Consider the following 23,667-nt stretch of genomic DNA (forward strand, 5'->3'; position numbering starts at 1 on the left):
CCGTGATCGCCGCGCTGGACGCCATCGAGTCGGGCGACGCGAGCGAGGAGCACTTCACCACGATCGGCAACGACTGGGACATCGAGGAGCGCACCCGAGCCCAGCTCGACCGGCTCGGGCTCGGCGACCTTGAGTTGGGGCGTACGCTGCGCACGCTGAGCGGCGGCCAGGTCGTCTCGCTCGGCCTGGCCGCGCAGCTGCTCAGGCGTCCCGATGTGCTGCTGCTCGACGAGCCGACGAACAACCTCGACCTCGACGCGCGCCGCAAGCTCTACGCCGTGCTCGGCGACTGGACCGGCTGCCTGCTCGTGGTCAGTCACGACCGGGCCCTGCTCGACTGCATGGATCGCATCGCCGAGCTGGACAGGGGCGAGGTCCACTTCTACGGCGGCGACTTCACGGCCTACGAGCAGGCCGTACGGACCGAGCAGGAGGCCGCCGAGCGGAACGTGCGCAGCGCCGAGCAGGAGCTCAAGCGCGAGAAGCGGGAGATGCAGCAGGCCCGCGAGCGGGCCGAGCGCCGGGCGAGCAACGCCGCCCGCAACCTCAAGAACGCCGGCCTGCCACGGATCTTCGCGGGGACCATGAAGCGCGGCGCCCAGGAGTCGGCCGGGCGGGCGGGCCAGACGCACGCCGCCCGGGTCGGCGACGCCAAGGCCCGGCTGGAGGAGGCCGGGCGCACCCTGCGCGACGACCAGAAGATCACGCTGCGACTGCCCGGAACCCACGTCCCCGCCGGGCGCACGGTCTTCCTGGGCGAGCATCTGCAGGCCCGCGGCCTGTTCGCCGCGCCGGGCCTCGACCTGACGATCCGCGGGCCCGAGCGCATCGCGCTGACCGGCCCCAACGGCGCGGGCAAGTCCACCCTGCTGCGCCTGGTCAGCGGCGAGCTGGAGCCGGACGGCGGCAGCGCCAGGCGGGCCGACGGCCGGATCGCCTACCTCTCCCAGCGGCTCGACCTGCTCGACGTCGAGCGCACCGTGGCCGAGAACCTGGCGGCCTTCGCTCCCGGCATGCTGGAGGCGGAGCGGATGAACCTGCTGGCCCGCTTCCTGTTCCGCGGCGCGCGGGCGTACCTGCCGGTCGGCGTGCTGTCGGGCGGCGAACGGCTGCGCGCCACCCTGGCCTGCGTGCTGTGCGCCGAACCCGCGCCGCAACTGCTGCTGCTGGACGAGCCGACCAACAACCTCGACCTGGTCAGCGTGGGACAGCTGGAGAGCGCGCTCGGCGCGTATGAGGGGGCGTTCGTGGTGGTCAGCCATGACGAGCGCTTCCTGGCGGAGATCAGGGTGGAGCGCTGGCTGGAGTTGTCCGGCGGGCGGCTGCTGGAGACCGGAGGGCCCGCCGGTGAGTGACGCGCTGCTCGCTCGCGATCTCGTACGGACGCTGGGCGCGCGGCGCGTGCTCGACGGCGTCTCGCTCACCGCCGCACCCGGCCGCCGGATCGGGCTGATCGGCGAGAATGGTGCGGGCAAGTCCACCCTCTTGCGGCTGCTGGCCGGAGTGGACGAGCCGGACTCCGGCACCGTCATGCGGCCCGCCGACCTGGCCTTCTTGCAGCAGGAGGCGCCGTTCGCCCACGACACCACGGTCGCCGGCGTGCTCGACGACGCCCTGCGCGAGGCCCGTACCGACCTGGCCGAGCTCGACCGACTCACCCGGGCGCTCACCGAGGCCCCTGACGATGCCGCTCTGCTCGAAGCGTACGGGGCCCGGCTCGACCAGGCGCAACAGCGCGAGTCCTGGGACGCCGACCGGCGCGCGGAGATCATACTCGACCGGCTCGGCCTGGGCGGTGTGCCGCACGGGCGCGTGCTCGTGTCGTTGTCAGGCGGGCAGCGCGGGCGGCTCGCCCTGGCGGCGCTCCTGATCAGACAGCCCACCGCGCTGCTGCTGGACGAGCCCACCAACCACCTGGACGATGCCGCCGCGGTGTTCGTGGAGGAGCGACTCCGCGGCATGACCGGGGTGGTGGTCGTGGCGAGCCACGACCGGGCGTTCCTGGACGCGGTCTGCACCGACCTGATCGATCTCGACCCGGCGGTGGACGGGCCCGCCCGCTACGGGGGCGGGTACGGCGCGTACCTGGCCGAGAAGCGCGCCGAGCGGGAGCGCTGGGAGCGGCGCCACGCCGAAGAGCAGGAGGAGCTCGGCGAGCTGCGCCGCGCCGTCGCGGTGACGGCGCGGCAGGTGGCAGTGGACGGGTTGCGACGCGACAACGAGAAGATGGGGTACGGACACCGCGGGGGACGCGTGCAGCACCAGATCTCGCGGCGGGTACGCAATGCCGCCCGCCGGCTCGCCGAACTGGAACGCGAGCAGGTCCCCGCCCCACCACCCCCGCTCCGCTTCCGTCCCCGCACCCTGGTCACCGTCACCGATCTCGCGGAGGCCAACCACGCCGCAGCCGCCTCCGATGCTGCCGGTGCCGCGAAGGGTGTCGCCGCCGGTTCCCGCGATCCTCACGACGAGACCTTGCTGTCACTGCGGGACGTGCGGGTTCCGGGACGGCTCTATATCGACCGGCTGGAGGTGGCGCCGGGGGAGCGGCTGCTGGTCACCGGGCCGAACGGCGCGGGCAAGTCCACGCTCCTGGCGGTGCTGGCCGGACGGCTGAGCGCGGAGGGAGAGGTATGGCGAAGGTGCGGGCTGACCGTCGGGCTGCTGGCGCAGGACACCGTGTTCGAGCGGCCGGACCGCACGGTACGGCAGACCTACGAGCGGGCGCTCGGCCAGGAGCGCGCCGAGTCCGTGCCGCTGCGCTCGCTCGGCCTGATCAGCCCGCGTGACGTGGATCTGCGAGTGGGGGAGCTGTCGGTCGGCCAGCGCCGCCGGCTCGCTCTGGCGCTGCTGGTGGCTGATCCACCCGAGGTGCTCTTGCTCGACGAGCCCACCAACCACCTCTCACCCCGCCTCTCCGACGAGCTGGAGGAAGCCTTGGGCACCGACGGGCCCGGCGGGATCGTGATCGCCAGCCACGACCGATGGTTGCGCTCCCGCTGGCAGGGCCGCCACATCCGCCTGCCATGAAGCCGTGACGGCATCGCTGTGAGCGGCGTCGCAGGAGAGCCGCCGGTGGATGGCAGTGGGCCTCCTGCTCCGGGATCGGAGCAGGAGGCCCACCGGCTACATGGTCAGCGCAGCTTTCGGAACGTCTCCCTGACGTCGTCGGTGAAGGCTTCGGGGTTCTCGTAGTGGACGAAGTGGCCGCCCTTCATGTGGGCGTTGACATTGATCACGTTGAAGGAGCTGCGCGTGGGGCCGGCTTCGAAGGCGGCGATACGCCCTTCGACGGTGTCAACGCCGGGCGGGTAGGCGTCGCCGAGAAGGAAGGTGAAGCCAGCCGGCGGCTCGACGACGGGCCGGCGGTTGTGGGAGGGCACCCACGGGTAGCGCACCGCGTTGCGGTACATGCGGATGGAGGACCCGATGGCCTGGTTCACCCAGAAGGCCGTGGCCTCGGCGAGGATGAAGTCGCGGGGGAAGTTCTCATCGAAGTCACCCCTCTTGTCGCTCCACTTCTTCCACCGCCGCAGGAGCCAGGCCAGCATGCCGATGGGGGAGTCGTTCAGGCCGTGGGTGAGGGTCGAGGCGTCGAGCATGTGGACCGCGACGTGGGAGACGTAGGTGCTGACGAGGTTCTCCAGGCCCGCCCGCAGCTCCGGTGTGGCGTCCTCGGGAATCTTGGCGCCGTCGGTCAGGTCCCAGAACCGCTCGTTCGCGAACTGGCCTGGAGGCAGGTCGTGCCCGTAGTGCAGGCCGATGATGCTGTCGGCGTACTTGTGGCCGAGCGCGCTGGTGACGAGGGCGCCGTAATCGGAGCCCGCCGCGGCGTACTTGTCGTAGCCCAGTACCTCGGTCATGAGCTTGTGCATGATGTCGGCGATCTTCCAGTAGTTCAGGTCGCCCCTGCCGACGGGGGTGGACCAGGCGAATCCGGGCAGGTCGGGGATGATGACGTCGAAGGAGTCGGCCGGGTCACCGCCGTGGGCGGCGGGGTCCGTCAGCGGGCCGACGAGTGGGAGGCTGAATCCGCTGGACCACGGCCAGCCGGAGTGAACGGCGAGCGGGACCGGGTTCGGGCCCTTGCCGCGTACGTGGTAGAAGTGCACGGGCGTGCCGTCGATCTCGACCTTGTACTGGTCGTAGGTGTTCAGCCGCTGCTCCTGCGCACGCCAGTCGAAGCCGTCCGCCCAGTACTCCACGAGCGGCTTGAGGTAGGCGGTGCTGATCCCGTAGTACTCATCATCGTTGTCCAGGTCGTCGAAGAAGCGGGTCCTGTTCAGTCGGTCCTTGAGGTCGTCCAGGGCCTCTTGGGGGACATTGATCTTGTAGGGTTCCAGCGCGCTGGGCTTGTTGTCGCTCACGGCAAGGCTGCTTTCGTGGAGTGGTGGATGAGAAATCGCTGCCGGCAGGTGGGTGCCGCCTGCCGGTGTTCTGATCGCGCGGTGGCCGGACGCGACCGGCCGCCGGGCGAGGTGTGAAGGGGCCGCAGGTGGCGTCAGCTGGTGAAGTCCAGGCGGACCCGAGTCTGCCTGAGCTCGGCGATGTACCAGGAACCGTTCATCTTGACGAAGCGTGCGTGGTAGTGGCCGAACCCGTGCATGCCCCGGAAAGGGATGTGCTCGGACACGGCGGCGTCCTCGGGACGGGTGATGAGGTCCTCCATCGCCCATACGCCGTGGGCGGCGGTCGCCGAGTCGACGTCGATCTCGTCGGAGAACAGGTGGTGGACCAGGGTGACGCCGGGGCCGCCGCTGGCGCCGACCGTGGCGGCGATCCCTTCCCTGCCCTCCATGTGCAACCACACCGATCCGTCAGGCTTGTGCGGGGTGAACGTGCCGTCCGGCGTGAACAGATTCGCCAGGTCCTGCCAGCGCTGATGATCCGCGTAACGGACGTAGCGAGCCATCAGACGACGAAGATCCTCAGTAATGCTCAGACGCTCAATGGCATCCATAATCGATCATCCCTCTACCAGTGATGTGGACGGGCATCCCGCCGGTGCTGCGCCTCGGCCGGCCGTGCCCGTCAAGCGCGTTGCTTTGTGTCGTGTTTCATGGGCGACAGACGCGCTCTACCTACGCGTCCTCGGCATCGCGTCATTGAGAGCCAGCGCCGTCAGCACCCGGTCCAGGTCGGCGGCGAAGGTGTCGTAGTCGTACCCGGTACCGGGCCGGTCCGAGCGACCGAAGCCGCGGCGGTCGTACGTGATCACCCGGAAGCCGGCGGCGAGCAGCGTCGGGGACTGCTTCTCCCACGAGTCACCGCTCAGCGGGAAGCCTTGGATGAGCACGATCGGGTGCCCCGCGCCGTGGTCCTCACAGGACAGGTTGATGAGCGACGAGCCCGGTTCCGCCCGCGGAGGCGGCGGCCTACCGCCGCGGATCGAGCAGCAGCTTCCCCGAGGTGCGCCGCGATTCGATGTCGACATGGGCCTGCGCGGCCGCATCCAGCGGGTAGCGCCCGGTGATGTCGACGCTGAGCTTGCCCTCGCGGATCTTCTAGAAGAGGTCCCCGGCGTGACCGAGCAGCGACTCCCGGCTGTGAATGTGGTCCGCGAAAACGGCGTAGGTGATCCGGATGCTCCTGGGCAGGTCGAACATCCGCACCGTGGGGATCTCGCCGATCAGCGGACCGTAGTAGACGAGGGTGCCGACCCGCCGCAGGACCTCGATCGACCGCCAGAAGGTGCTGGCACCGCCACCGTCGAAGACCGCGTGCACGCCCTCGCCGTCGGTGAGAGCCAGGACTCGGTCCACGAAGTCGCCGTCCGAGGAGACGAGTACTTCGTCGGCTCCCGCGGCCTTGGCGGCCGTGACCTTCTCTTCCCGGGAGACCAGTCCGATCACGCGGGCGCCACGCAACTTGAGCAACTGGGTGACCATGCGTCCCACGCCGCCGGCCGCGGCGTGCACGAGGGCCGTTTCACCCTCCGCCAACGGCGCCGACTCGGTCACGAAGTGATGCGCGGTCAGCCCTTGCATCATCGTGGCGGCGGCGACGTCGCTCGGGATGTCGTCCGGAATCGGGACCGCCTGGGCGGCAGGCATGGCGATCTTCTGCGCATAGCTGCCGAAGACCGAGACCCAGGCGACCCGGTCGCCCACCGCGAATCCGCTGACGTCTTCGCCGACTGCGGCGACTCGGCCCGCGCCTTCGACTCCGATGACCGCCGGAACCTCGCCGACCAGACCGAATCCGACACGAGAGCCGGTGTCCATGAAGTTGATCCCTGCGAAGTCGACGTCCACCAGGAGATCACCCGGTCCCGGCTCGGGGTCGGGCCAATCCTTCACCTTGAGGACTTCGGGGCCGCCGAACTCTTCTACCACTACTGCGCGCACAGCGCGCACCTCCTTCTACCGGTCGACAACCCCCGCTGGGGGGCGGCGATTGTTTCGTGGGGCGACTCGCCCCGGGGATCAACAAGGGACAGCCTGCGCGCTCCTCGCGCTGAGCAGCCGGATCAGGCCTGCAGGAGCGAGGCGGCGTAGGCGGGATTGGTGTAGTCGCGCCAGGCCGCGATCTTGCCGCCGCGGAGCTCGTAGACGGCCATGTTCATCACGGGGACCAGCTTTCCTCCCGCCAGCGCGAGCCCGTGGATCTGCTCGGCGATGACCACGTCGCCGTTCACCGCCTGGTGCACGGTCTCGAAACGGACCTGGGCGAAGTTCGCGAACACGCCCCTCCACAGGGCGATCACCGCTGCGCGCCCGTGAACCGGCTTGTCGCCGTACGCGGAGAAGGTCACGTCCTCGGTCAGGAACGAGGCGAGCGCGTCCGCGTCCTTGGCGTTGAAAGTGCTGACGAAGTCGCGGACGAACGCGTCGTGCTGAGTGACATCGGACATGGCAGAGACCTCCAGAGGATTGGGTGGTTCGCCGGCGGCGGCGAGCCGTTTGGGTGAAGTGCGCGCCACCAGGCAGCGCATCGTCGAAGGCACGTCGGCGCACCTTGGAAGCGACAGCCGGGCAGCCGTGACCGGGCTCCCGCCTTTGCGGACCGTGCCGCGGCCGCCTTCATCGCGGGTATTCAGGGGGCGTCCAAGAAGGACGGCAGTCATCGGAAAGCGTGGTCGACCTGCTGATCGACCATCTTCCAGGGAACTCGTACCGCCTCGGGCCGCCGCACGGAACAGGCCGCGCTCTGGGTGCCGGCCCGTGGCCTCGTGCACCCCGGTTGTGCCGTTGTCAGCCCCGAGACACCTGACTTCGCGCCTCGATGGCTCTGATCGTGTTCTTCAGCGCCTTCTCCAGCGCGCCTTTGCCGATGCTGCCCAACAGCAGTCCGATGACGCGGCCTTTGAGGTTCCTGCCTTCGCGGACCACGACGACGTCCAGCTGTGTCGTCCCGTCGGGCAAGGGGATGAACGTGTAGATGTGGCCCGAGCGGCCGCTCCAGACGTTCGATTCGATGGTCGTCATCACCACGCGGTGCGGGTCGGACCAGTCGTACCGCAGCCGTTCCCAGATGCCGCCGGATCCCTCGGTGACGTCGGCCGTGTCGGCGCCCTTCGCGTGCACCTTCAGGTAGTCGTCGGAGCTGTTGCCGAACAGTTGCCGGCGGCCCGGGCTGAAGTCGGTGAGGCCGGCCAAGAACTGCTCCGGTGTCGCGCTCGTCTGCTCGGTGAAGTGGATCGTTGCCATGGGTTTCTCCCCTGCGTTCCTTGCATCGGTGTGGTGATCGGCTGCACCAAGACTGCCGGGGCGGCAAGCCTCGTCGAGCCCGTACCGGACCCTGGTCCCCAGGCGCCGTACCCCTGGCCCGGCCCCGGGGACCCCTGGCCCGGGCCAGGGCTCGCCCCTGGGCAGACGGGGCACCGTGGTCGGTGGGTGCCGACGGGCATCCCCTGTTGAGAAGGAGCTGATGGTGGACTTCACGATCGAGATGTGTGGTCGTCCCTGTCACGGACGTGGACCGGGCCAAGGACTTCTCCACGGGGATCGTCTTTCGCGAGGACGGCGAATTGTCCGGCCCGGGCGGCTTCCGGGTCGTCCATCTCACCCCGCCTGGATCGACCGCGTCGATCAACATGGGCACCGGGGTGACCGGCGCGGCACCGGCGCGGCCTCGAGTCAGCGAGGTCTTGCACGACGCCGGTGGACGCCGTGCACATGGTGCGGGCCGCGGGCCTCGACATCTGAGCTGACTCCGCAGGAGGCTCAGGTCGCCCGCGGGCACCGCATCGACCTGGCAGGCCGGGTCGCCCTCATGCTGCCGGCCAGGGCCGGGGCGCTGCCGTCGGGGCCGGATCAGACGCCTGGCACCGTTCCGGCCGCCGAAGCGCGCGCTACACCCACTCACCGAACCGCAGTCCGTCGCCCCACTCGGTGACGAGCGCCGTGAACCGGTGGCGCCGCCACCCACGGCAGCGCGCCGCCACCGTGATCCACCATGCGCCGGAACCGTTGCGCGATTCGGTGAGGCGCAGCCTGCGGCCGAAGGGCGCCTGGCACTTGTCGCAGGCACTGCCGTCCGCGACGACCTCGTAGGTGAGCCGCGTGATCCACAGGTCCGTCTCGGTAGGTCCTGTTCCGACCCAGGCTGCAGGAGCTTGCGGAACGTACGGGACTCCGAGGTATATCGAACAGATCGTATTGAGCAGCATCCAGTCCATGACGCCACGATCTCTCCGGAGTGGGGGCGTCGGCCCCGGTGAAGGACCCTGGCCGTGCGGCGCCAGGGACGGGCCCGCAGACCCGTGGGGGTGGACCTGCCGGCAGGGAGAGACCGTCGAGTACGCGCGACCGTCAAGCACGTGGACCAGGTCGTGGGCGAGCAGAGAAGGTCGGAGCATAGGAGGCCTCATGGCCCAGGTGGCCGCATGCCACTCGGTCGCCGTCTGCCATCCGGATCTCGTCGCCCGCGTCGTCGAGGAAGCGGCGAACACCATCTGCTCGAGCAGGTGATCTCGCCTGCCCGGGCCCGCTGTTCCAGGTCCGCTGGATGAAGACGCCCTGCCTCCTCGTCTTCGAGGAGGCAGGGCCTCGGGCTACCGGTCGAGCTGAGGGGCAGCGCGGACGGGCACCACAGGGATGGAGAGGAGCGGCGAGCCGTTGAGGGTGACACTTCCGGTGCGCAACCTGCGTGCGACCCCCAGGGCGCGCTGGGGCTCGGTGGTCCAGATGCCTCAGGACAGGCCGTGGTCGGAGTCGTTGGCGACGACGGCCAGGACGGGCATGGAGTCGCCGAGCCCCGTGGACGCCACCCCTGACGGGCTCACGCGCTCGCCAGGTCGGGGAGCCGCCCCAACGCGTCGCGCAGTGCGGCCCGTGACGTGATGCCCAGCTTGGGAAAGACACGGTAGAGATGCGAGCTGACGGTTCGAGGAGACAGGCGTGTTCGTTGGCCGATCTCCTTGTTGGTCAGGCCGCTGGCGGCGAGATCCGCGATGCGGCGCTCCTGCCAGGTCAGCGAGGTCAGGGGGATCGACGGGGTGCGGGAGGAGTTGTCGATGGTGCGCAGCTCAGTGCGCGCCCGTTCCGCCCACCCTGTGGCACCGAGCTGTTCGAAGCAGGTGGCAGCGCTGGCCAGCAACTGCCGTGCGGCCTTGCGGCCATGACTGTGCCGCAGGCGGATGCCGTGGGCCAGGCGGATCCGGGCCAGCTCGAAGGGAAAGTTCGCCCCCTCCGGGTGCGCTTCGGCCCGCGCGTACATCTCGGCGGCCTCCCGGTCGTTGGTCGCCGTCATCGAGAGAACTCCGTAGGTGAGCAGGGCCAGCCGGGGCGAGATGTCCGGGAGCCCGGCGGTCTGGGCCGCCAGCGCGTGCCGTCGGGCCTGTTCCGCGCGACCCGTGTGGAGGGCGGCTTCGACGAGGTCGAGCAGGGTCCCCGAGGCCTGGTGAAGATACGGCTCGAACGTGCCGGGATGGGTGATGCCGCTGGCATGGAGGTACGCCGCTTCGTAGTCCCCTTCGCTCAGCGCAGCGATTGCGCCGGCGGTGTCGGCAAGCTGGGTCAGGAGGCCTATCCCGCGCGGGCGGGCCCAGGAGTCGACCATGGCCCGCAGCTCACGTGCTTGCTCGACTCGACCTCGCATGGCCGCGAGGACGGCCAGATAGGCGCGGCTCTGGTAGGCGAAGAGGGTGAGTCCGCGAACCGTTGCCAGTTCCAGGCTGCGCCGGCCCGTCTGCTCGGCGACCTCCCATCGCCCAGCGGCCATCTGGTCGAGAAGGAGCAAGTGCAGCATGGATATGTCGCCGGCCTTGGCCTCGACCTCCCGCTCGCGCTCCATCGTCCGCCGGAGATGGGACCGGTACCGGCCGAGGGCGCCCACGCGGTAGGCGACGTCGCACAGCCGGGCGACGTCCCAGGGGTCCAGCTGGGGAACGTCGCCGAACGCGCTTTCCACCCGCTCCTGCAGCCCGGTCCCCCGGCGCAGCACATCGCTCCAGGCATCCTGGTAGACCAGCGAGTTGGATGGGATCAGATGCTTCACTGAGGCGAGTACGGCATGGGTCCTCTCCCACATGGCGCAGTCGCTCGCATACTGGCTGATCACGAGCAGGAGGTTCACCAAGGGCGTGAGGACGTCGTGCGGCTCGCCTTCAGCCCGGTCACGGACGTTCTCGATCACGTTCAGCAGTTGACGGTGCGTGGAAGACACCTCCCCGTCCTCGTAGAGGGCCACGTAGGCGCTTGCGGCCACGGCAGCCGGGGACGGGACCCCATGCGTGGTGCCGGAGTGGACCAGATGGTGAGCCCGCTCCAGGAGACCGGCCTGCGCGGCGATGAACGCCGCGTCTCCGAGCCTGCGACAACGGCTCTCGCGGTTCTCGCTCAGCTCCGCGGCTCGGGTCAGCCACGCGATGGCCGCGGCTTCACCGCCCCGCCGCCTCGCCGAGGCTGCAGCCGCCTCAAGCTCGGCTGCGACCTGTTCGTCCGGGTCGATCGCCGCCGCGGCCAGATGCGCGGCGTGCCGTTCAACGTCCTGCCGGTGCAGCTGAGCCAGAACGGTGTGAGCGGTCCGGCGCTCGTTGGGAGTTGCCATCCGCACCACGGTGGAACGGACGAGCGGATGCCGGAAGACGAACTCACCGGTGTACGGGTCCATGTCCAGCAGTCCGCAGGCGGCCGCTTCGTCGGCGTTCAGCATGCGGTACCGCACCGCCGGCACCGGACTGGAGCCGGTTCGCGCGCTGACGCCGTCGAGGGCACCGCGCAGGAGTTCCGTGCGGGCAGCAGGGGTCAGGGCCGCCACGCGTGCTCCGTAGACGTGCTGGAGTCGACGCGGAAGCGGCACGCCCCCGGCCCCGAACGCCTCCTCGACGCCGTGTCCGGATGGGGCACTGCTGAGCAGGGGCGGCAGTTCCACGAGCGCCAGAGGGACTCCCAGCGCCTCATCCAGGACGAGAACCCGGATGTGCGGGGCCAAGGCGGGGTAATGGCTGTCCAGTACCTGTTGCGAGGCCTCCCGCGACAAGGGCGGCACGTGCAGTTCGGGAAGACCGGCGCTGTCGAACCCCACGGGGACGCCGGAGCGCACGCCCAGCAGGAGCTTCACCTTGCTGTCGGCCAGACGTCGGCCGACGAATCCGCACACCGCGGTGCTTGTGACGTCCAGCCACTGGCCGTCGTCGATCACCATCAGCAGAGGCGTCGCGGACGCCGCGAGGGTCAGCAGGTCGAGGACCGCGAGGCCCACGGCCATCACGGACGGCGCCGGCCCGTCGCACCTCCCGAAGACCGCGCCGAGGACCGCCCGGTGGACGCCGTCGAGCCGGTCCATGTCGGGGAGCAGTGGGTAGAGCAGTTGGTGCAGTCCGGCGAACGGCAGCTCGGCTTCGGCTTCGGCCCCGGCAGCTCGGATCACGCGGTGGCCCGTCGCCGACGCGAGGTCCGCGAGGTGTTCCAGCAGCACGCTCTTGCCGACGCCCGTTTCGCCTCGCAGGACGAGGGCTCCCTCCTCGGGCGAGGCGATGAACGCCGAGAGGGCCTGCTGCTCGGCCTCCCGACCCACCAGGGCACGCATGCGATCCACTGCCCGTGTCCTCCTCTGTCGCTGGACCGGCTGCTCCGATCCGTGTCGGTCGTACACGCCCCCGCCGGGGGCCTTTCAAACGGTGTCAGGCAGGAACGCGGCGACGTGGACGAGGGCCTTCACCCTCGGGTCGCCGCTCGCGGCCTCGGTGATGACGTCGCCGGCGCAGGTGCCGTGACGGCTCGCAGGATCGAGTCGGCCACCGGACCGGGCTGGGTGACCGGCAGGGCGTGCCCGGCGCCGGTGATCACGACCGCCTCCTTGCCACCGGCGCTCGGCCATGAAGCGCAGCGCCTCGGCGGGGATGTTGCGATCGGCGTCGCCCCAGACGAACCAACTCGGCAAATCCCGCCACGCGGGTGCGGCGGCCACGTAGACCAGTGCCCGGACGGCCGGGCGGCCGAGGGACGCGACGACGTCCCGCAGGTATGCGGCGTCGGTGCGGACGCCGCGCAGGGGGTTGGCGACCGCCACCCGCGGTCACGCCCGCGGCGATGAAGCGCTCGATCACGCCGTTCCAGCTGGACGACTCGGCGAACGCGCCGTGGACGAGGACGACTACGCGTTCAGGGGTTGTTGTCTGCATGCCGCCAGCCTCGCCCGGCCGGCGGCCCGGTCGCCCCCGGGGCTATCCCTGGCTGTCCCTGGCCCGTGCCCCCTGGCCCAGGTTCGGCGGCCGGCCAGGGTGGGGCCCGGGCCGGGTATTCCGTGAGCGATCGGACGCGGAACCGGCAGGCTGCAGGCCTTCTTTGACGCCGCCGATAAGATTCGCGACCTGATATGGCCGCTGACCGACGACGCCCGGGGCGCGGAAGGTCTACGGAAGGGTTGTGCGCAGCTCACGCCGTGAGCTGATCCCGAGCTTGTTGAACACCTTGCGCAGGTGCCACTCGATGGTGCGGGCGCTCAGGAACAGCTCGGCTCCGATCTCGGCGTTCGAGCGGCCGTCCCGGGCCCTCCGGGCGATCTGGCGTTCCTGGTCCGTCAGTTCGACCGTCCGCTGTTGGGCGCTCTGCGGCACCGACACGCCGCAGGCTGCCAGTTCGAGGCGCGTTCGCTCGGCGAACGCCTCGGCGCCGATGGCCGCGAACATCTCGTGCGCCGTGGTCAGCTGCTCGCGTGCCTCCCCGCCGCGTTCCTGCATGCGCAGCCATTCGCCGTGGAGCAGGTGGGCCCGGGCCAGCGAGACCGTGCCGCGGCTGTGTCCGAGCCGCTCTGTCGCCTCGCGGTAGAGCTCGTCGGCCTCGGCGCCCTCACTGATCAGGGCGCGTGAGCGCGCCTCCGTGCCCAGGCCCCACTCCGTCGTGCTGGAGGTGGTGGTCCGGGCCAGCCGTTCGACGGCCTGGGCGGCCTGGGTACGGTCGCCGCAGCGGACGGCCGCCTCGACCAGCTCGCTCAATGCCCAGGAGGCGAACGCGGACTCCGTGGGGCTGGCCGTCGCCAGCGCTGCCGCGTTCCTCGCCTCTGCGAAACGACCGAGGCCGTTGTGCAGGACGGCCTTGTTGTAGTTGATCAGGGTGAAACCGATGCCCTCGCTTCGCTCGACCGCGATGTGCTCGGCCGTCTGGATCAGGCCGACGGCTTCGGCCTCCCTGCCGCGCCACGCGGCCACCGCCGCCGCGTCGTAGGCGGGGCGGGCGATTCCAGTCGCCTCGGCGACGGCCTCCGCCTCCTCGAGCAGCTCGGCCGCGGCCGCGAACCGGCCCGCGTGCAGGTGGGCCGCGATCCGCTGGGTCAGCGCGACCGGCAGCATCACCAGTGCGCCGACATCCCTGGTGTGACGGAGATTCAGCTCGGCCAGCGCCTCCCAGGCCACGTCGTCCCAGGTCTCGCAGGCCCCATGGCCGGCGATGGCGAGCCAGCGCATGGCCTCCGTGACCGGGAGCTCGTCGCGCCGGAAGGCGTCCAGAGCCCGCTGCATCGGTCGGGTGCCCTTGGCGTGCCCTTCGGTGTACAGAACGGCGAAGGCGTCGAGCAGCAGGTCCTGCGCGCGCGGAGACCGGCCCGGCGCGGGAGCCGTCTGCGCGGAGGCGGCCACCTCCGCCACGGTGGCGCGGCCGGCGAACCGGCCCGCCAGCAGTGAGTAGGTGATGGCATCCAGATAGGTCTCCCTGGACAGGACGGGGTCGAGCTGCTCGAACCGCTGTGCGGTCTCCAGCAGCAGTACCGGCGCCTCGGCGGCTCGTCCGGTGGCGAACGCCAGATGCCCGCGCAACTGCCCGACGTGGGCGGCCCGCAGATCGTCGGACGGACCGGACTCCACCTTGTCGAGCAGAATCCGGGCGCCCTCAGGCGCGCCCGCGTGGTACTTGTACCTGGCCGCGGCGAGCTCGCGTTCGGCGCGCACCACCGGATCGCCGGTCAGTGCGGCAGCGCGTTCCAGGAACGCCCCGGCCGCCGACAGCCCGCCGCGTCCCTGGGCCCGGTCCGCCGACGCCTCCAGCTCGGCGGCGACAGCCTCGTTCCGGTCCGCGGAGGCGTGCGCGAGGTGCCAGGCCCGCCGGTCCGGATCGGCTTCCCGTGACGTCGCCTCGGCCAGGGCACGGTGCACCCGGCGGCGTGCGTCAGGCGTGGCCACGCGATACACCGCGGAACGCACCAGCGGGTGGCGGAACGCCACCCGGACCCCGATCGTGAGCAGCTCCGCCTCCTGCACGGCACTGCCCGCCTCGGGGCTCAGCCCGAGAGCCGCTGCGGCCCGCCACATCAGGACCGGATCGCCGGACGAGTCGGCGGCCGCGAGCAGCAGCAACTCCCTGGCGTCGGCGGGCAGCTCGGCGATGCGGCGCTGGAAGTTCTCCTCGATCCGTCCGGTGAGCTCGGACGCTTCGAGCAGGCCGAAGCCGCCGGCGAGCCGGTCCGGGGAGGCGAGTGGGAGTTCGAGCAACGCCAGTGGGTTGCCGCGGGCCTCGGCGAGGAGCGCGGCTCGGACTCCGTCGTCGAGCGGCCAGCGCACCACGGAACTCAGCAGCTGCTGTGCGGCGTCCTCTGCGAGTCCCTGGACCGCCAACTCGGGCAGGCCCCGCATGCTGGCTATGGGCCGGCGGCTCGCAAGCAGCATGAGCACCGACTCGGCACGCAGCCTGCGCGCCACGAACGCCACAACCTGCGCTGACGCGTCGTCGAGCCAGTGGGCGTCGTCCACCACGCACAACATCGGGCGTTCGCGGGCCGCCTCGGCGAGCAGGTTGAGCAGGCCGAGTCCGACGAGGAACGGGCCGGAAGCCTCACCGGCGCGCAAACCGAAGGTCGTCGCCAGCGCGTCCGCCTGGGGTGCAGGCAGACGGTCGATTCCGTCCAGCAGCGGCAGGCACAGCTGGTGCAGTGCCGCATAGGGGAGTTCCATCTCGGACTCGACCCCGGCGACCCGCAGGACCTTCAGGTCGCCGCCGGCCTGTTGCGCGTAGTCGAGCAGTGCGGTCTTGCCGACACCCGCCTCACCCAGGAGCACCAGAGCCTCGCTGCGGCCGTCGCGCATGGCCTTGAGCAACGCGTCCAGTGCCGCGCATTCCGTGCGTCGCCCGAGCAGCATGGTCATCTCCTTACGGCCATCGCTGAACATGTTTGAGGCGAGCGAAAGCCTCTCACATCTGCGGGCAGGGCGCCGCTGCCGCCCCAGGTCAGAGGTGAGCCTGGTGGGAGCGGGCCGCCGTCGGAACACGTCGCGGCTCCGTTTGGGCAGTCGAGCTGACCGGGTGTGGGACTGTGACGAAGGGGACGCCCCACACCCGGTCAGTTTCACGGCTGGACGCGCAGCGCGGCTGCGAGTTCGCGACGCGAGGCGATGCGCAGCTTGGTGAACACCTTGCGCAGGTGCCACTCGACGGTTCGCGGACTGAGGAACAGGGCCGCTCCGATCTCCGCGTTGGTACGTCCCGTCACGGCCAGGCGGGCGACCTGCGTCTCCTGTGGTGTCAACTCGTCGCGGGGACCGTTCGTCCGGCTCTGGACCGTCTCGCCGGTGGCCTCCAGCTCGCGGCCGGCACGGCGGGCGAACGCCTCCGCTCCCATCGCGGCGAACGCGTGGTGCGCCGCGCGCAGTTCGTCGCGCGCGTCAGTCCGGCGGCCCGCGCGGCGCAGCCACTCGCCGTAGAGCAGGCGCGCCCGGGCCACGAGCAGATCGAGCCGGGTCGTCGACAACTGCTCGATCGCCTCGCGATAGCGGTCCTCGGCTTCGCCGGCCGACCCGGCGAGCGCGTCGGCGAGAGCCTGCACGCCGAGCGCCCAATCCGAGCCGGCAGCCCGGGTCCGCTCGGACAACCGCTCTCGGGCCATGGACGCGATCCCCGTCTCTCCCGCCCGGGCGGCAGCCTCGACGGACTCGACCAGTGCCCAGTTCCCCACGCCGAGGTCGTCACGCCCTGCCGCCCGTTGCGCGGCCCGCATCGCGGCCGGGTACTCGCCGAGGCCGTTGTACAGCAGCGCCGCGGCGACGTCGGCCATGCCGTTCAGCCGCCCCTCGCCGTATGCGTCCGCGTCCCGGAGGACCGTGGCGATCAGCTCGCCCGCCTCCGCCTCCCGTCCCCGCGCGGCGGCCAGGGTAAGTGCGGGACACAGGTCCGGTACAAGGCCGGTCGCCCGGCCCAAAGCGTCGATCTGGTCGGTCAGGGCGGCCGCGTCCGCGAAACGCCCCCCCTGGATCAGCGCTCCGGCCAGGGAGGACAGGGCCGCCGGCAGCAGCGACAACGCGCCGGTCGCCCGAGCGTGCGCCACCGCCCGCTCGCTGAGCTGGTACCAGGTCTCATCGTCCCACACCGCGTACGACGCCGGAGCCGCGAGCCAGAGCAGCCGGAGGTCGTCGTCGTCGCTCAACGTCCGCAGCGCGCGGCGCAGTTCGGGGACGGCCGCGGCGTGCCCGTCGAGAACCCACGTCGCGAGTCCGGTCAGCAGAAGACCAACGGCATCGGTGCCGGGTGGCATGGCGCGGGCGCCTGCAGCGGCACGGCGCAGATCCTCGCCTTCGATCGGGCCGGCGTGCAGCGCCACTCCGAGCGCCCAGAGGTACGTCTCGCGTGCCGCGGCGGGTTCCAGCTCGGCCAGTCGCTGCGCCGCGGCGAGCAGACGCGGCCCTGCTGCCCGGCCGTGCGTGAGCGCGAACGCCGCCTGCGCGCGCAGCCGTTCCGCGTGGGCCTGGCGCTTCGGGTCGAGCGGAGCCGTCCCGGCGATGTCGAGCAGCTGGGAAACCCGCACCGGCATGCCGGCGGTCAGGTACGCGTCCGCGGCCACCAGCAGGCGTGCGGCGTGCGCGGTGCTGTCCGCGCTGAGCTCGGCGGCCCGTTCCAGGACGTGGGCGACGGCGGCGTAGCCGCCACGGGCCAGAGCATGGCCGATCGAGCGCTCGAGCTCCTCTGCGACCTCCTCGTCGGTCGCGACCGTGGCCTGGGCTCGGTGCCAGGCACGGCGGTCCGGTTCCCGGCTCGGGTCGATCACCTCGGCGAGAGCACGGTGGACCTCGCGCAGCTCGGCGGCGTCCGCCGAACGGCGGGCCGCCGCGCGAACCAGCGGGTGTCGGAACCGCACCCTGGCACCGATCTCCATCAGACCGTCGATCCGCGCCGGAGCGGCCGCCTCCGGCCCGATCCCGAGCCGTTCCAGCGCGCGAAGCAGCAGCGCCCCGTCGCCCACAGCCTCCACGGCGGCCGCCAGCACCAGCTGCCGGGTGTCAGCGGGCAGCGCAGCGATCTCCCGGCGGTAGTCCTCCTCGACGCGGCTCACCGGTGAGGCGCTGCGGGCGCCGTCGAAGCCGAAGGCCAGTTCCGCCGGGGACAGCCCCCGTGGCAGTTCCAGCAGCGCCAGCGGGTTGCCGCGTGCCTCGGCGACGATCCGGTCCCGCACCTGGGGATCCACCGGCTCGGGCAGCACCGAGTCCAGCAGCGCCCGGGCGTCGTCGTCGCCGAGCCCGTCCACCCGCAACTCCGGAAGGCCGGCGAGGTACTCGGCGTTGGCCTGCGCGGGTGCGGTAGCCGACGTGGAGACGGCGAACACCAGAGCCACCGACTCGGCGTGCAACCGACGGGCCACGGACGCGAGGATGGCCCCGGAGAGCCCGTCGAGCCACTCCGCGTCGTCGACGACGCAGACCAGCGGCTCGTCGGCGGCAGCCTCCGCCAGCAGACCCAGCACGGCCAGCGCGATCAGCAGCTGCCCGGGCGGTTTACCACGGCTCAGCCCGAACGCCGTGGTCAGCGCCTCGCGTTGCGCCTCCGGCAACCGATCGAGGTGGTCCAGTAGGGGCGCGCACACCTGCTGGAGCGCCGCGTACGGGATCTCCGACTCCGTCTCCACCCCGGCAGTCCGCACGACGCGGCCCACCGGCGTCTGGCCGGCCAGATATGTCAGCAGGGCGGTCTTGCCGATACCGTACTCGCCACGCAGGACCAGCGCCCGGCTGTGCCCGTCGTGCACGTCACGCAGCAGCCGGTCGAGCACCTCCTGTTCCAGGGCCCGCCCGCGCAGGTGCGACCCCGGTGGGATACTCGCCACGTCCCGTCGACCTCCGTGCTCAGGCTCCGCCACGAGTCTCAGCTGCCCAGGCCGGCGGTTCCGGCGACATGGGCGGCGTACCACGACGGCCCGTTCAGATCTCCGGTCTTGAAGTCCACGATCGTCAGCTCCTTCGCCACAGCGCATGCCGGTCGACACCGACCATCATGATCCTGGCGGCAGCCGCCCGTCGCCCCAGGGATGAACCCTGGTCGGTACCCTAGCCGTGAGGGGCAGGGGTGGTGCATGCCGGTCTGCAGCACCAGCACCCGACATCCGATCGGACCGGCAGGCCATGTTCTCCGCACGCCACCGATGACCGGCTGCTGAGGCCTCTTCAGATGCCGCCGGTCACCAGCCCGGGAGTCCTGGAGCGGCCGATGACAGCCGTCGCTGGCCGCCCCTCCAGGTCGGCGCTCGGGCCTCTCCCCAGACTCGAGGGCCGCTGCCAAGTCCTTGCCGGCCAACCCGGTCTCGCCGCCGATCGCGCCCCGGTCGATGTTCGCCAGAGCCCATTGTGCACCTGGACCCAAGCTCCAGACGATCGACACTGTGGCGAAGGTCGACCGCCCGCACCCGCCCCAGCACCGGGTGCGCCCGGCCGCAGCCTCAACCGAGGCACAAGTGGATCACCAGTGGGCTCCGCGATGCTCCACGAGGTAAGCGAAAACGCATCGCAGGAGACGCACACATGAGCCCCGGCCCCCGGCTACAGCGTCGACTTGTCCTCGCTGGCCACCGGCGCAGAACTCGGCCCAGGCCTGGCCGTGGGCGACGTCAACGGCGACGGTTGGGCCGAGATCGCCGTCGGTGCCGCCAAGGCCACCGTCTCAGGCCACAGCGAAGCCGGCGCCGTCATGGTGATCCCCGGCTCCGCCAACGGTCCGGTGGTCAAACGTGCTCAGACCATCACCCAGGACGGCATCGGGCCCATCGGCGGGTCCTCCCTGCCCGACCCGATCCGCGAGCAGTCCAAGCCCGGCGACCACTTCGGACAGGCCATCACGATCACCGACATCACCGGCGACGGCAGGGGCGAGGTCATCGTCGGCACACCCGCCAAGAACGGGGGTAGCGGCATGCTGGCCGTCCTGCACGGCTCGGCCACCGGCGTCTCGACCGTCACCGCCCAGGCCGTCCACCCCAGCTGGTACGGCCTCAACTCGACTCAGGCGAATTTCGGCGAGGTTCTGCTGAAATAGGCGGGCCGACCCGGATCGATGCTCCCGAAACCGATTCGGTTCTCGCTCGACGCCGGCAAGGATCGGGACGAAAGGGGCTATGCCGGTTAAGTGAGGACGAGGCGGCCGATGGGCAAGGCTGGGGGGAAGAGTTCCGGTGACGACGCGGTCAACTGATTGGCGACCTCTTCGACGCAGCGGCACGACGGCCACCGGCCGGCCGGGCGAGGAGGGCGTCCGTGCGGCCCGGCGTGGACAGGGCGGTCAGGCGGGGCCGGGCGGCAGGTGCACAGTCATGATCAGATCGCAGGGGCCGGTGCCGGCACCGCGGTAGGTGTGGGGGCTGTCGCCGTTGAACGTGGCGCTCTGCCCGGCGGTGACGGTGTGCTCGGCGCCGTCGAGGACGAGGACCATCTGGCCGGTGGTGACACTGACGGTCTCCACGACCCCGGCCTGGTGGGGCTGGCTCGGGTAGTCCTCTCCGGGGTGCAGCCGCCACCGCCACACCTCCACCGGCGCAGCACCGGCGATGACCAGCATGAGGCGGGCCTGGCCGCCGTGTTCGCCGGTCCACAGCGGCTCGATCTCCTCGGCGCTGGCGATGCGGACGGTACGACCTTCTGGCGGGCCCTGCATGAGGGTGGGCACCGAGATGCCGAGCGTGTCGGCCAGGCGAACGAGGGTGGCCAGGTTGGGGTTGCCCTGGGCCTTCTCCAGCGCGGCGAGCGCGCCTTTGGAGACCTGGGCGCGACGACTGAGCTCCTCCAGGGACAGACCCGCGCGCAGCCGAGCGGTCCTGACGTTGTGGGCGACGGTCCGCAGGGCGGTGTCGTTCTCGGCCATCTGGCTGGCTCCCCTTCCTCGGTCGTTTCAGTGTACTCCACGGTCGTTCGATTGGCACTTTCCGGTCGTTCTGATGTACCGTGAAGTCATTCCATTGAACCCATCGGAGGTGTCGTGATCGCTTTGCTGCTGGCGCTGGGCAGCTCCCTGGCCTACGGATGCGCCGACTTCCTCGGCGGCTTGGGCGCCCGCAAGGCCCACGTGCTGCGCACCGTCATGGTCGCCGCCCCAGCCAGCCTGGTGGTGGAACTGCTGCTGTGGCCGATCCTGGGCGCCACCTTCAGCCCCGGGGCGCTGGCGTGGGGTGCGGCCTCGGGAGTGGCGTCAGCGGCGGCGTTCACGCTGCTGTACCGGACGCTGGCGATCGGGCCGATGAACGTGCTGTCGCCGGTGACCGCGCTGGTGTCGGCGGTGCTGCCGGTGACGGTCGGCCTGGTCCAGGGCGAGCACCTGTCGGTGGCCGGGCTGGTGGGCCTGCCGCTGGCCCTGGTGGCGGTGGTGCTGGTCAGCGCCGGCCCCGGGACCGGACAGGGCGGCACATCGGCCCGTCCTTCTCGTACGGCGCTGCTCCTGGCGCTCGGCGCAGGCGCGGCCATCGCCCTGCAGCTTATCTTCCTGCATCAGGCGCCCGCGGGCAGTGGCATCGCCCCGCTGATCGCCGGAAGAACGGTCTCCTCGGCGATCACCCTGACCGCGGCCGCGATGATGTCTCGCAGGCTCGGCCCCGACAAGCCCGCCTACGCCCTGTCGGCGACCGCCGGAGTGCTGGACTCGATCGCCAACCTGCTGTTCCTGCTCGCCGCCCGCAGCGGCGACCTGTCGATCGTCGCGGTGATCGTCGCCCTGTATCCGGCCGGGACGGTCCTGCTGGCCCGCGGGGTGCTGCACGAACGCGTCGGCCGCGGCCAGCTCGCCGGTCTGGGCGCCGCCGCCGTCGCGGTCAGCCTGCTGGCCCTCACCTGACCGCCCCGCACCGCCTCCACCACGCCGATCACCGCGAAGGAGTTCCTGTGTTCATCCAGCCCTGAGACGCCGGCCTGGACGAGGCCGAATGGCAGACCTGGATCGCCGACAGCCACGACTTCGGTCCAGCTCGCCGTCAACGGCCTGCCCGGCCGGCCGCCCGTCGTCGTCCCCACCCGCTTCATCTGCCACGGCGGTGACCTGCTGATCCACCTCGCCCGCCCCAACCCCGTGTGGAAGGCGGTCGAGCGCAACCCGGAGGTGACCTTCACCGTCGTCGGCGACTACGCCTTCGTCCCCGGCCCTGGCGCACTACTACGCGGCCGTCCAGTTCACCTGCCAGGCGCACGTCATCGATGACCCCCAGGCCAAGGCCGACCTGCTGACCCGGCAGCTCACCCACTTCCAGCCCGGCGGCGACCACGCCGAGGTCGCCGTCAGCCGCCCGCCGTACGGGCGCATGCTGTCCGGCATCCGCAGGCTGCGCCTGGAGGTCGCCGCAGTCCAGGCCACGTGCACATACGACGACGCCGCGAATGATGAGGGTCGTTCGGCCCTCGAAGCCGGACATGACGCAGCCGCGGTCGATCTCGTACGGTCCGGGCGGCAGGCAGATACTTGGCTAGCCACATATTTGCTGTACAGTGATTATGTGTCTAGCCACCTAATGTGTGGCGCAACGTTAGGAGCTGTCATGAAAGCCATCGTCTTCGACCGTTTCGGCGGCCCGGAAGTACTGCACGAGGCGGACATCGAGATCCCGCAGCCCGGCCCCGGGCAGGTCCGTGTCCGCGTGAAGGCTGCCGGGCTGAACGCGCTGGACGGCAAGATCCGCTCAGGGAAGCTGGAGGCCGTGTACCCGACGACCTTCCCCGCCGTCCCCGGTCGTGAGTTCGCCGGCGTGGTGGATGCCCTGGGTGAGGGCGTGACCGACGTACAGGTCAGCGACGAGGTGCTGGGCTGGTCGGACACCGGCTCGTACGCCGAGTACGCGCTGGCCACCATCGTGGCCCCCAAGCCCGCCGCCCTCGACTGGCAGCACGCGGCCGCGCTGCCGGTGGCGGGTGAGACCGCCGAACGGGTCCTGAACCTGCTCGGCGTCGCCGCGGGAGAGACCGTGCTGATGCACGGCGCATCCGGAGGGGTCGGAACCCTGGCGGTTCAGCTCGCCACGGCCCGCGGAGCACGTGTCATCGGCACCGCCGGCCCCGGGAATCAGGACTATCTCGCCTCGCTCGGCGCCACCGCGACCGTGTACGGCGAGGGCCTGGTCGAGCGGGTCCTGGCGCTCGCCCCTGACGGCGTGGACGCGGTGTTCGACCTGGCAGGGAAGGGCGCCCTTGAGGACTCCATCACCCTGCGGGGCGGTACCGACCGCATCGTCACCATCGCGGACTTCCGCGCGCAGCAGCTCGGCATCACCTTCGCCACCGGTCCTCAGGAGGTCTCGGCCGACCGCCTGGCGGTCCTGGCCCAGGACGCCGCGACCGGCAAGGTCGTCACCACCGTCACCGCCTATCCGCTCGACCAGGCCGCCACGGCCCAGCAGGTCAGCGACGCCGGGCATGTCCGGGGCAAGCTGGTCCTCGCCGTCGGCTGAAACATCCTCGAGCAGCTCCGCGCCGCCGCGGAGCTGAACGCCCCCGACCCGGCCACCTTCTACGGCGGCGGAGCGGCCGGCTACGCCGACTACCCCACCTACACGGATTGAGGCGCCGAACCATGCCCCACATTCCCACGACGGCCGGCAAAGGGCCGATGAGCTACGCGATCTTCCAGCTCGCCCGCGCCCACCGCGCCCACGCCGCCGCCCTGCTTCGCGCGATGGACCTGCATCCCGGACAGGAGCTGCTGCTGATGCAGCTCTTTGACCGGGACGGCCAGACCCAGTCCGAGCTGCTCGAAAGCGTCGGCCTGGACCACTCCACCGTCTCCAAGTCCCTGCGCCGGATGCAGGACGCCGGCCTGGTCGTCCGCGAACCGGCCGCACATGACCGGCGCGTCATGGTGGTCCACCTCACCGACAAAGGCCGTTCCATGCGCCAACCCATCGCGGCCCTGTGGCAGACCTTGGAGGAGACCTCCGCGCGGAACCTGTCGGAGCAGCAGGCCGAGTCCTTCGTCGACACCGCCTACGCCATCGCCGAGGCGCTCACCAGCCGCGCGCTTCCGCAAGAAGAGTCCGAGTAACTCGCCGGTGCGGCCAGCCGTCTGC

Annotated in this window: 19 protein-coding genes and 2 pseudogenes; 8 read left to right on the forward strand and 13 right to left on the reverse strand. The window is 71.0% G+C overall.

The window, feature by feature from the left end; translation table 11 throughout:
- Nucleotides 1-1,355, forward strand: a 1,355-nt coding sequence (locus ABFX50_RS42340; protein ID WP_346154871.1) for an ABC-F family ATP-binding cassette domain-containing protein, incomplete at its 5' end; no start/stop codon positions are given.
- Nucleotides 1,348-3,030 carry an ABC-F family ATP-binding cassette domain-containing protein gene (locus ABFX50_RS42345; protein WP_346154873.1) on the forward strand — a complete coding sequence of 561 codons (1,683 nt, stop codon included), beginning with the start codon at nt 1,348-1,350 and terminating at the stop codon, nt 3,028-3,030. The genes ABFX50_RS42340 and ABFX50_RS42345, both read left to right, overlap by 8 nt.
- A gap of 104 nt (nt 3,031-3,134) precedes the next feature.
- Here the strand turns inward: ABFX50_RS42345 and ABFX50_RS42350 are convergent, their stop codons facing one another.
- From ABFX50_RS42350 to ABFX50_RS42405, 12 genes and pseudogenes are all read right to left on the reverse strand, one after another.
- Complete coding sequence (locus tag ABFX50_RS42350; protein WP_346154878.1) at nt 3,135-4,367, reverse strand: epoxide hydrolase family protein; 1,233 nt, start codon at nt 4,365-4,367, stop codon at nt 3,135-3,137.
- Nucleotides 4,368-4,501: 134 nt separating this feature from the next.
- Entirely contained in the window at nt 4,502-4,960 is a 459-nt protein-coding gene (locus ABFX50_RS42355) for a nuclear transport factor 2 family protein (RefSeq protein ID WP_346154882.1), read from the reverse strand.
- 135 nt (nt 4,961-5,095) lie between these two features.
- Nucleotides 5,096-5,338, reverse strand: a pseudogene (locus ABFX50_RS42360) (alpha/beta fold hydrolase); the annotation flags it as partial.
- 37 nt (nt 5,339-5,375) lie between these two features.
- On the reverse strand, nt 5,376-5,501 hold the full coding sequence (locus tag ABFX50_RS42365; protein ID WP_346155001.1) for a zinc-binding dehydrogenase: 126 nt from the start codon (nt 5,499-5,501) through the stop codon (nt 5,376-5,378).
- Between the two features lie 3 nt (nt 5,502-5,504).
- Entirely contained in the window at nt 5,505-6,347 is an 843-nt protein-coding gene (locus tag ABFX50_RS42370) for a quinone oxidoreductase family protein (protein ID WP_346154884.1), read from the reverse strand.
- A gap of 122 nt (nt 6,348-6,469) precedes the next feature.
- Nucleotides 6,470-6,853 (reverse strand): nuclear transport factor 2 family protein, encoded by a 384-nt coding sequence (locus tag ABFX50_RS42375; RefSeq protein ID WP_346154889.1) that lies wholly within the window; start codon nt 6,851-6,853, stop codon nt 6,470-6,472.
- A gap of 340 nt (nt 6,854-7,193) precedes the next feature.
- Entirely contained in the window at nt 7,194-7,649 is a 456-nt protein-coding gene (locus tag ABFX50_RS42380) for a hypothetical protein (protein WP_346154891.1), read from the reverse strand.
- Nucleotides 7,650-8,293: 644 nt separating this feature from the next.
- Nucleotides 8,294-8,620, reverse strand: a complete 327-nt coding sequence (locus tag ABFX50_RS42385) for a hypothetical protein (protein ID WP_346154893.1) — start codon at nt 8,618-8,620, stop codon at nt 8,294-8,296.
- Between the two features lie 602 nt (nt 8,621-9,222).
- Complete coding sequence (locus tag ABFX50_RS42390; protein WP_346155002.1) at nt 9,223-11,973, reverse strand: helix-turn-helix transcriptional regulator; 2,751 nt, start codon at nt 11,971-11,973, stop codon at nt 9,223-9,225.
- Between the two features lie 84 nt (nt 11,974-12,057).
- Nucleotides 12,058-12,456, reverse strand: coding sequence for a hypothetical protein (locus ABFX50_RS42395; protein ID WP_346154895.1), 399 nt, complete (start codon nt 12,454-12,456; stop codon nt 12,058-12,060).
- 343 nt (nt 12,457-12,799) lie between these two features.
- A complete protein-coding gene (locus ABFX50_RS42400; protein WP_346154899.1) occupies nt 12,800-15,514 on the reverse strand; it encodes an AAA family ATPase in 2,715 nt (904 codons plus the stop codon).
- Between the two features lie 206 nt (nt 15,515-15,720).
- Entirely contained in the window at nt 15,721-18,465 is a 2,745-nt protein-coding gene (locus ABFX50_RS42405) for a helix-turn-helix transcriptional regulator (protein WP_346154902.1), read from the reverse strand.
- Between the two features lie 722 nt (nt 18,466-19,187).
- Between ABFX50_RS42405 and ABFX50_RS42410 the strand changes: the two genes are divergently transcribed.
- A complete protein-coding gene (locus tag ABFX50_RS42410) occupies nt 19,188-19,667 on the forward strand; it encodes an FG-GAP repeat protein (protein WP_346154905.1) in 480 nt (159 codons plus the stop codon).
- Between the two features lie 243 nt (nt 19,668-19,910).
- On the opposite strand, the gene ABFX50_RS42415 is transcribed toward ABFX50_RS42410, so the two are convergent.
- On the reverse strand, nt 19,911-20,489 hold the full coding sequence (locus tag ABFX50_RS42415) for a helix-turn-helix domain-containing protein (protein ID WP_346154907.1): 579 nt from the start codon (nt 20,487-20,489) through the stop codon (nt 19,911-19,913).
- Nucleotides 20,490-20,603: 114 nt separating this feature from the next.
- On the opposite strand from ABFX50_RS42415, the gene ABFX50_RS42420 reads away from it, so the two are divergent.
- The 5 genes and pseudogenes from ABFX50_RS42420 (at nt 20,604) to ABFX50_RS42440 (ending at nt 23,642) form a co-directional block, all read left to right on the forward strand.
- Nucleotides 20,604-21,452, forward strand: coding sequence for an EamA family transporter (locus tag ABFX50_RS42420; protein WP_346154909.1), 849 nt, complete (start codon nt 20,604-20,606; stop codon nt 21,450-21,452).
- Nucleotides 21,453-21,683: 231 nt separating this feature from the next.
- Nucleotides 21,684-21,812 (forward strand): hypothetical protein, encoded by a 129-nt coding sequence (locus ABFX50_RS42425; protein WP_346154912.1) that lies wholly within the window; start codon nt 21,684-21,686, stop codon nt 21,810-21,812.
- A pseudogene (locus ABFX50_RS42430) lies at nt 21,805-21,891 on the forward strand (FMN-binding negative transcriptional regulator); the annotation flags it as partial. The gene ABFX50_RS42425 and the pseudogene ABFX50_RS42430, both read left to right, overlap by 8 nt.
- Before the next feature lie 255 nt (nt 21,892-22,146).
- Complete coding sequence (locus ABFX50_RS42435; RefSeq protein WP_346154915.1) at nt 22,147-23,052, forward strand: NADP-dependent oxidoreductase; 906 nt, start codon at nt 22,147-22,149, stop codon at nt 23,050-23,052.
- Between the two features lie 122 nt (nt 23,053-23,174).
- Complete coding sequence (locus ABFX50_RS42440) at nt 23,175-23,642, forward strand: MarR family winged helix-turn-helix transcriptional regulator (protein WP_346154917.1); 468 nt, start codon at nt 23,175-23,177, stop codon at nt 23,640-23,642.
- Nucleotides 23,643-23,667: the final 25 nt, after the last annotated feature.

It is taken from the genome of Nonomuraea recticatena (genome assembly GCF_039533245.1).
GTDB lineage: Bacteria > Actinomycetota > Actinomycetes > Streptosporangiales > Streptosporangiaceae > Nonomuraea > Nonomuraea roseola.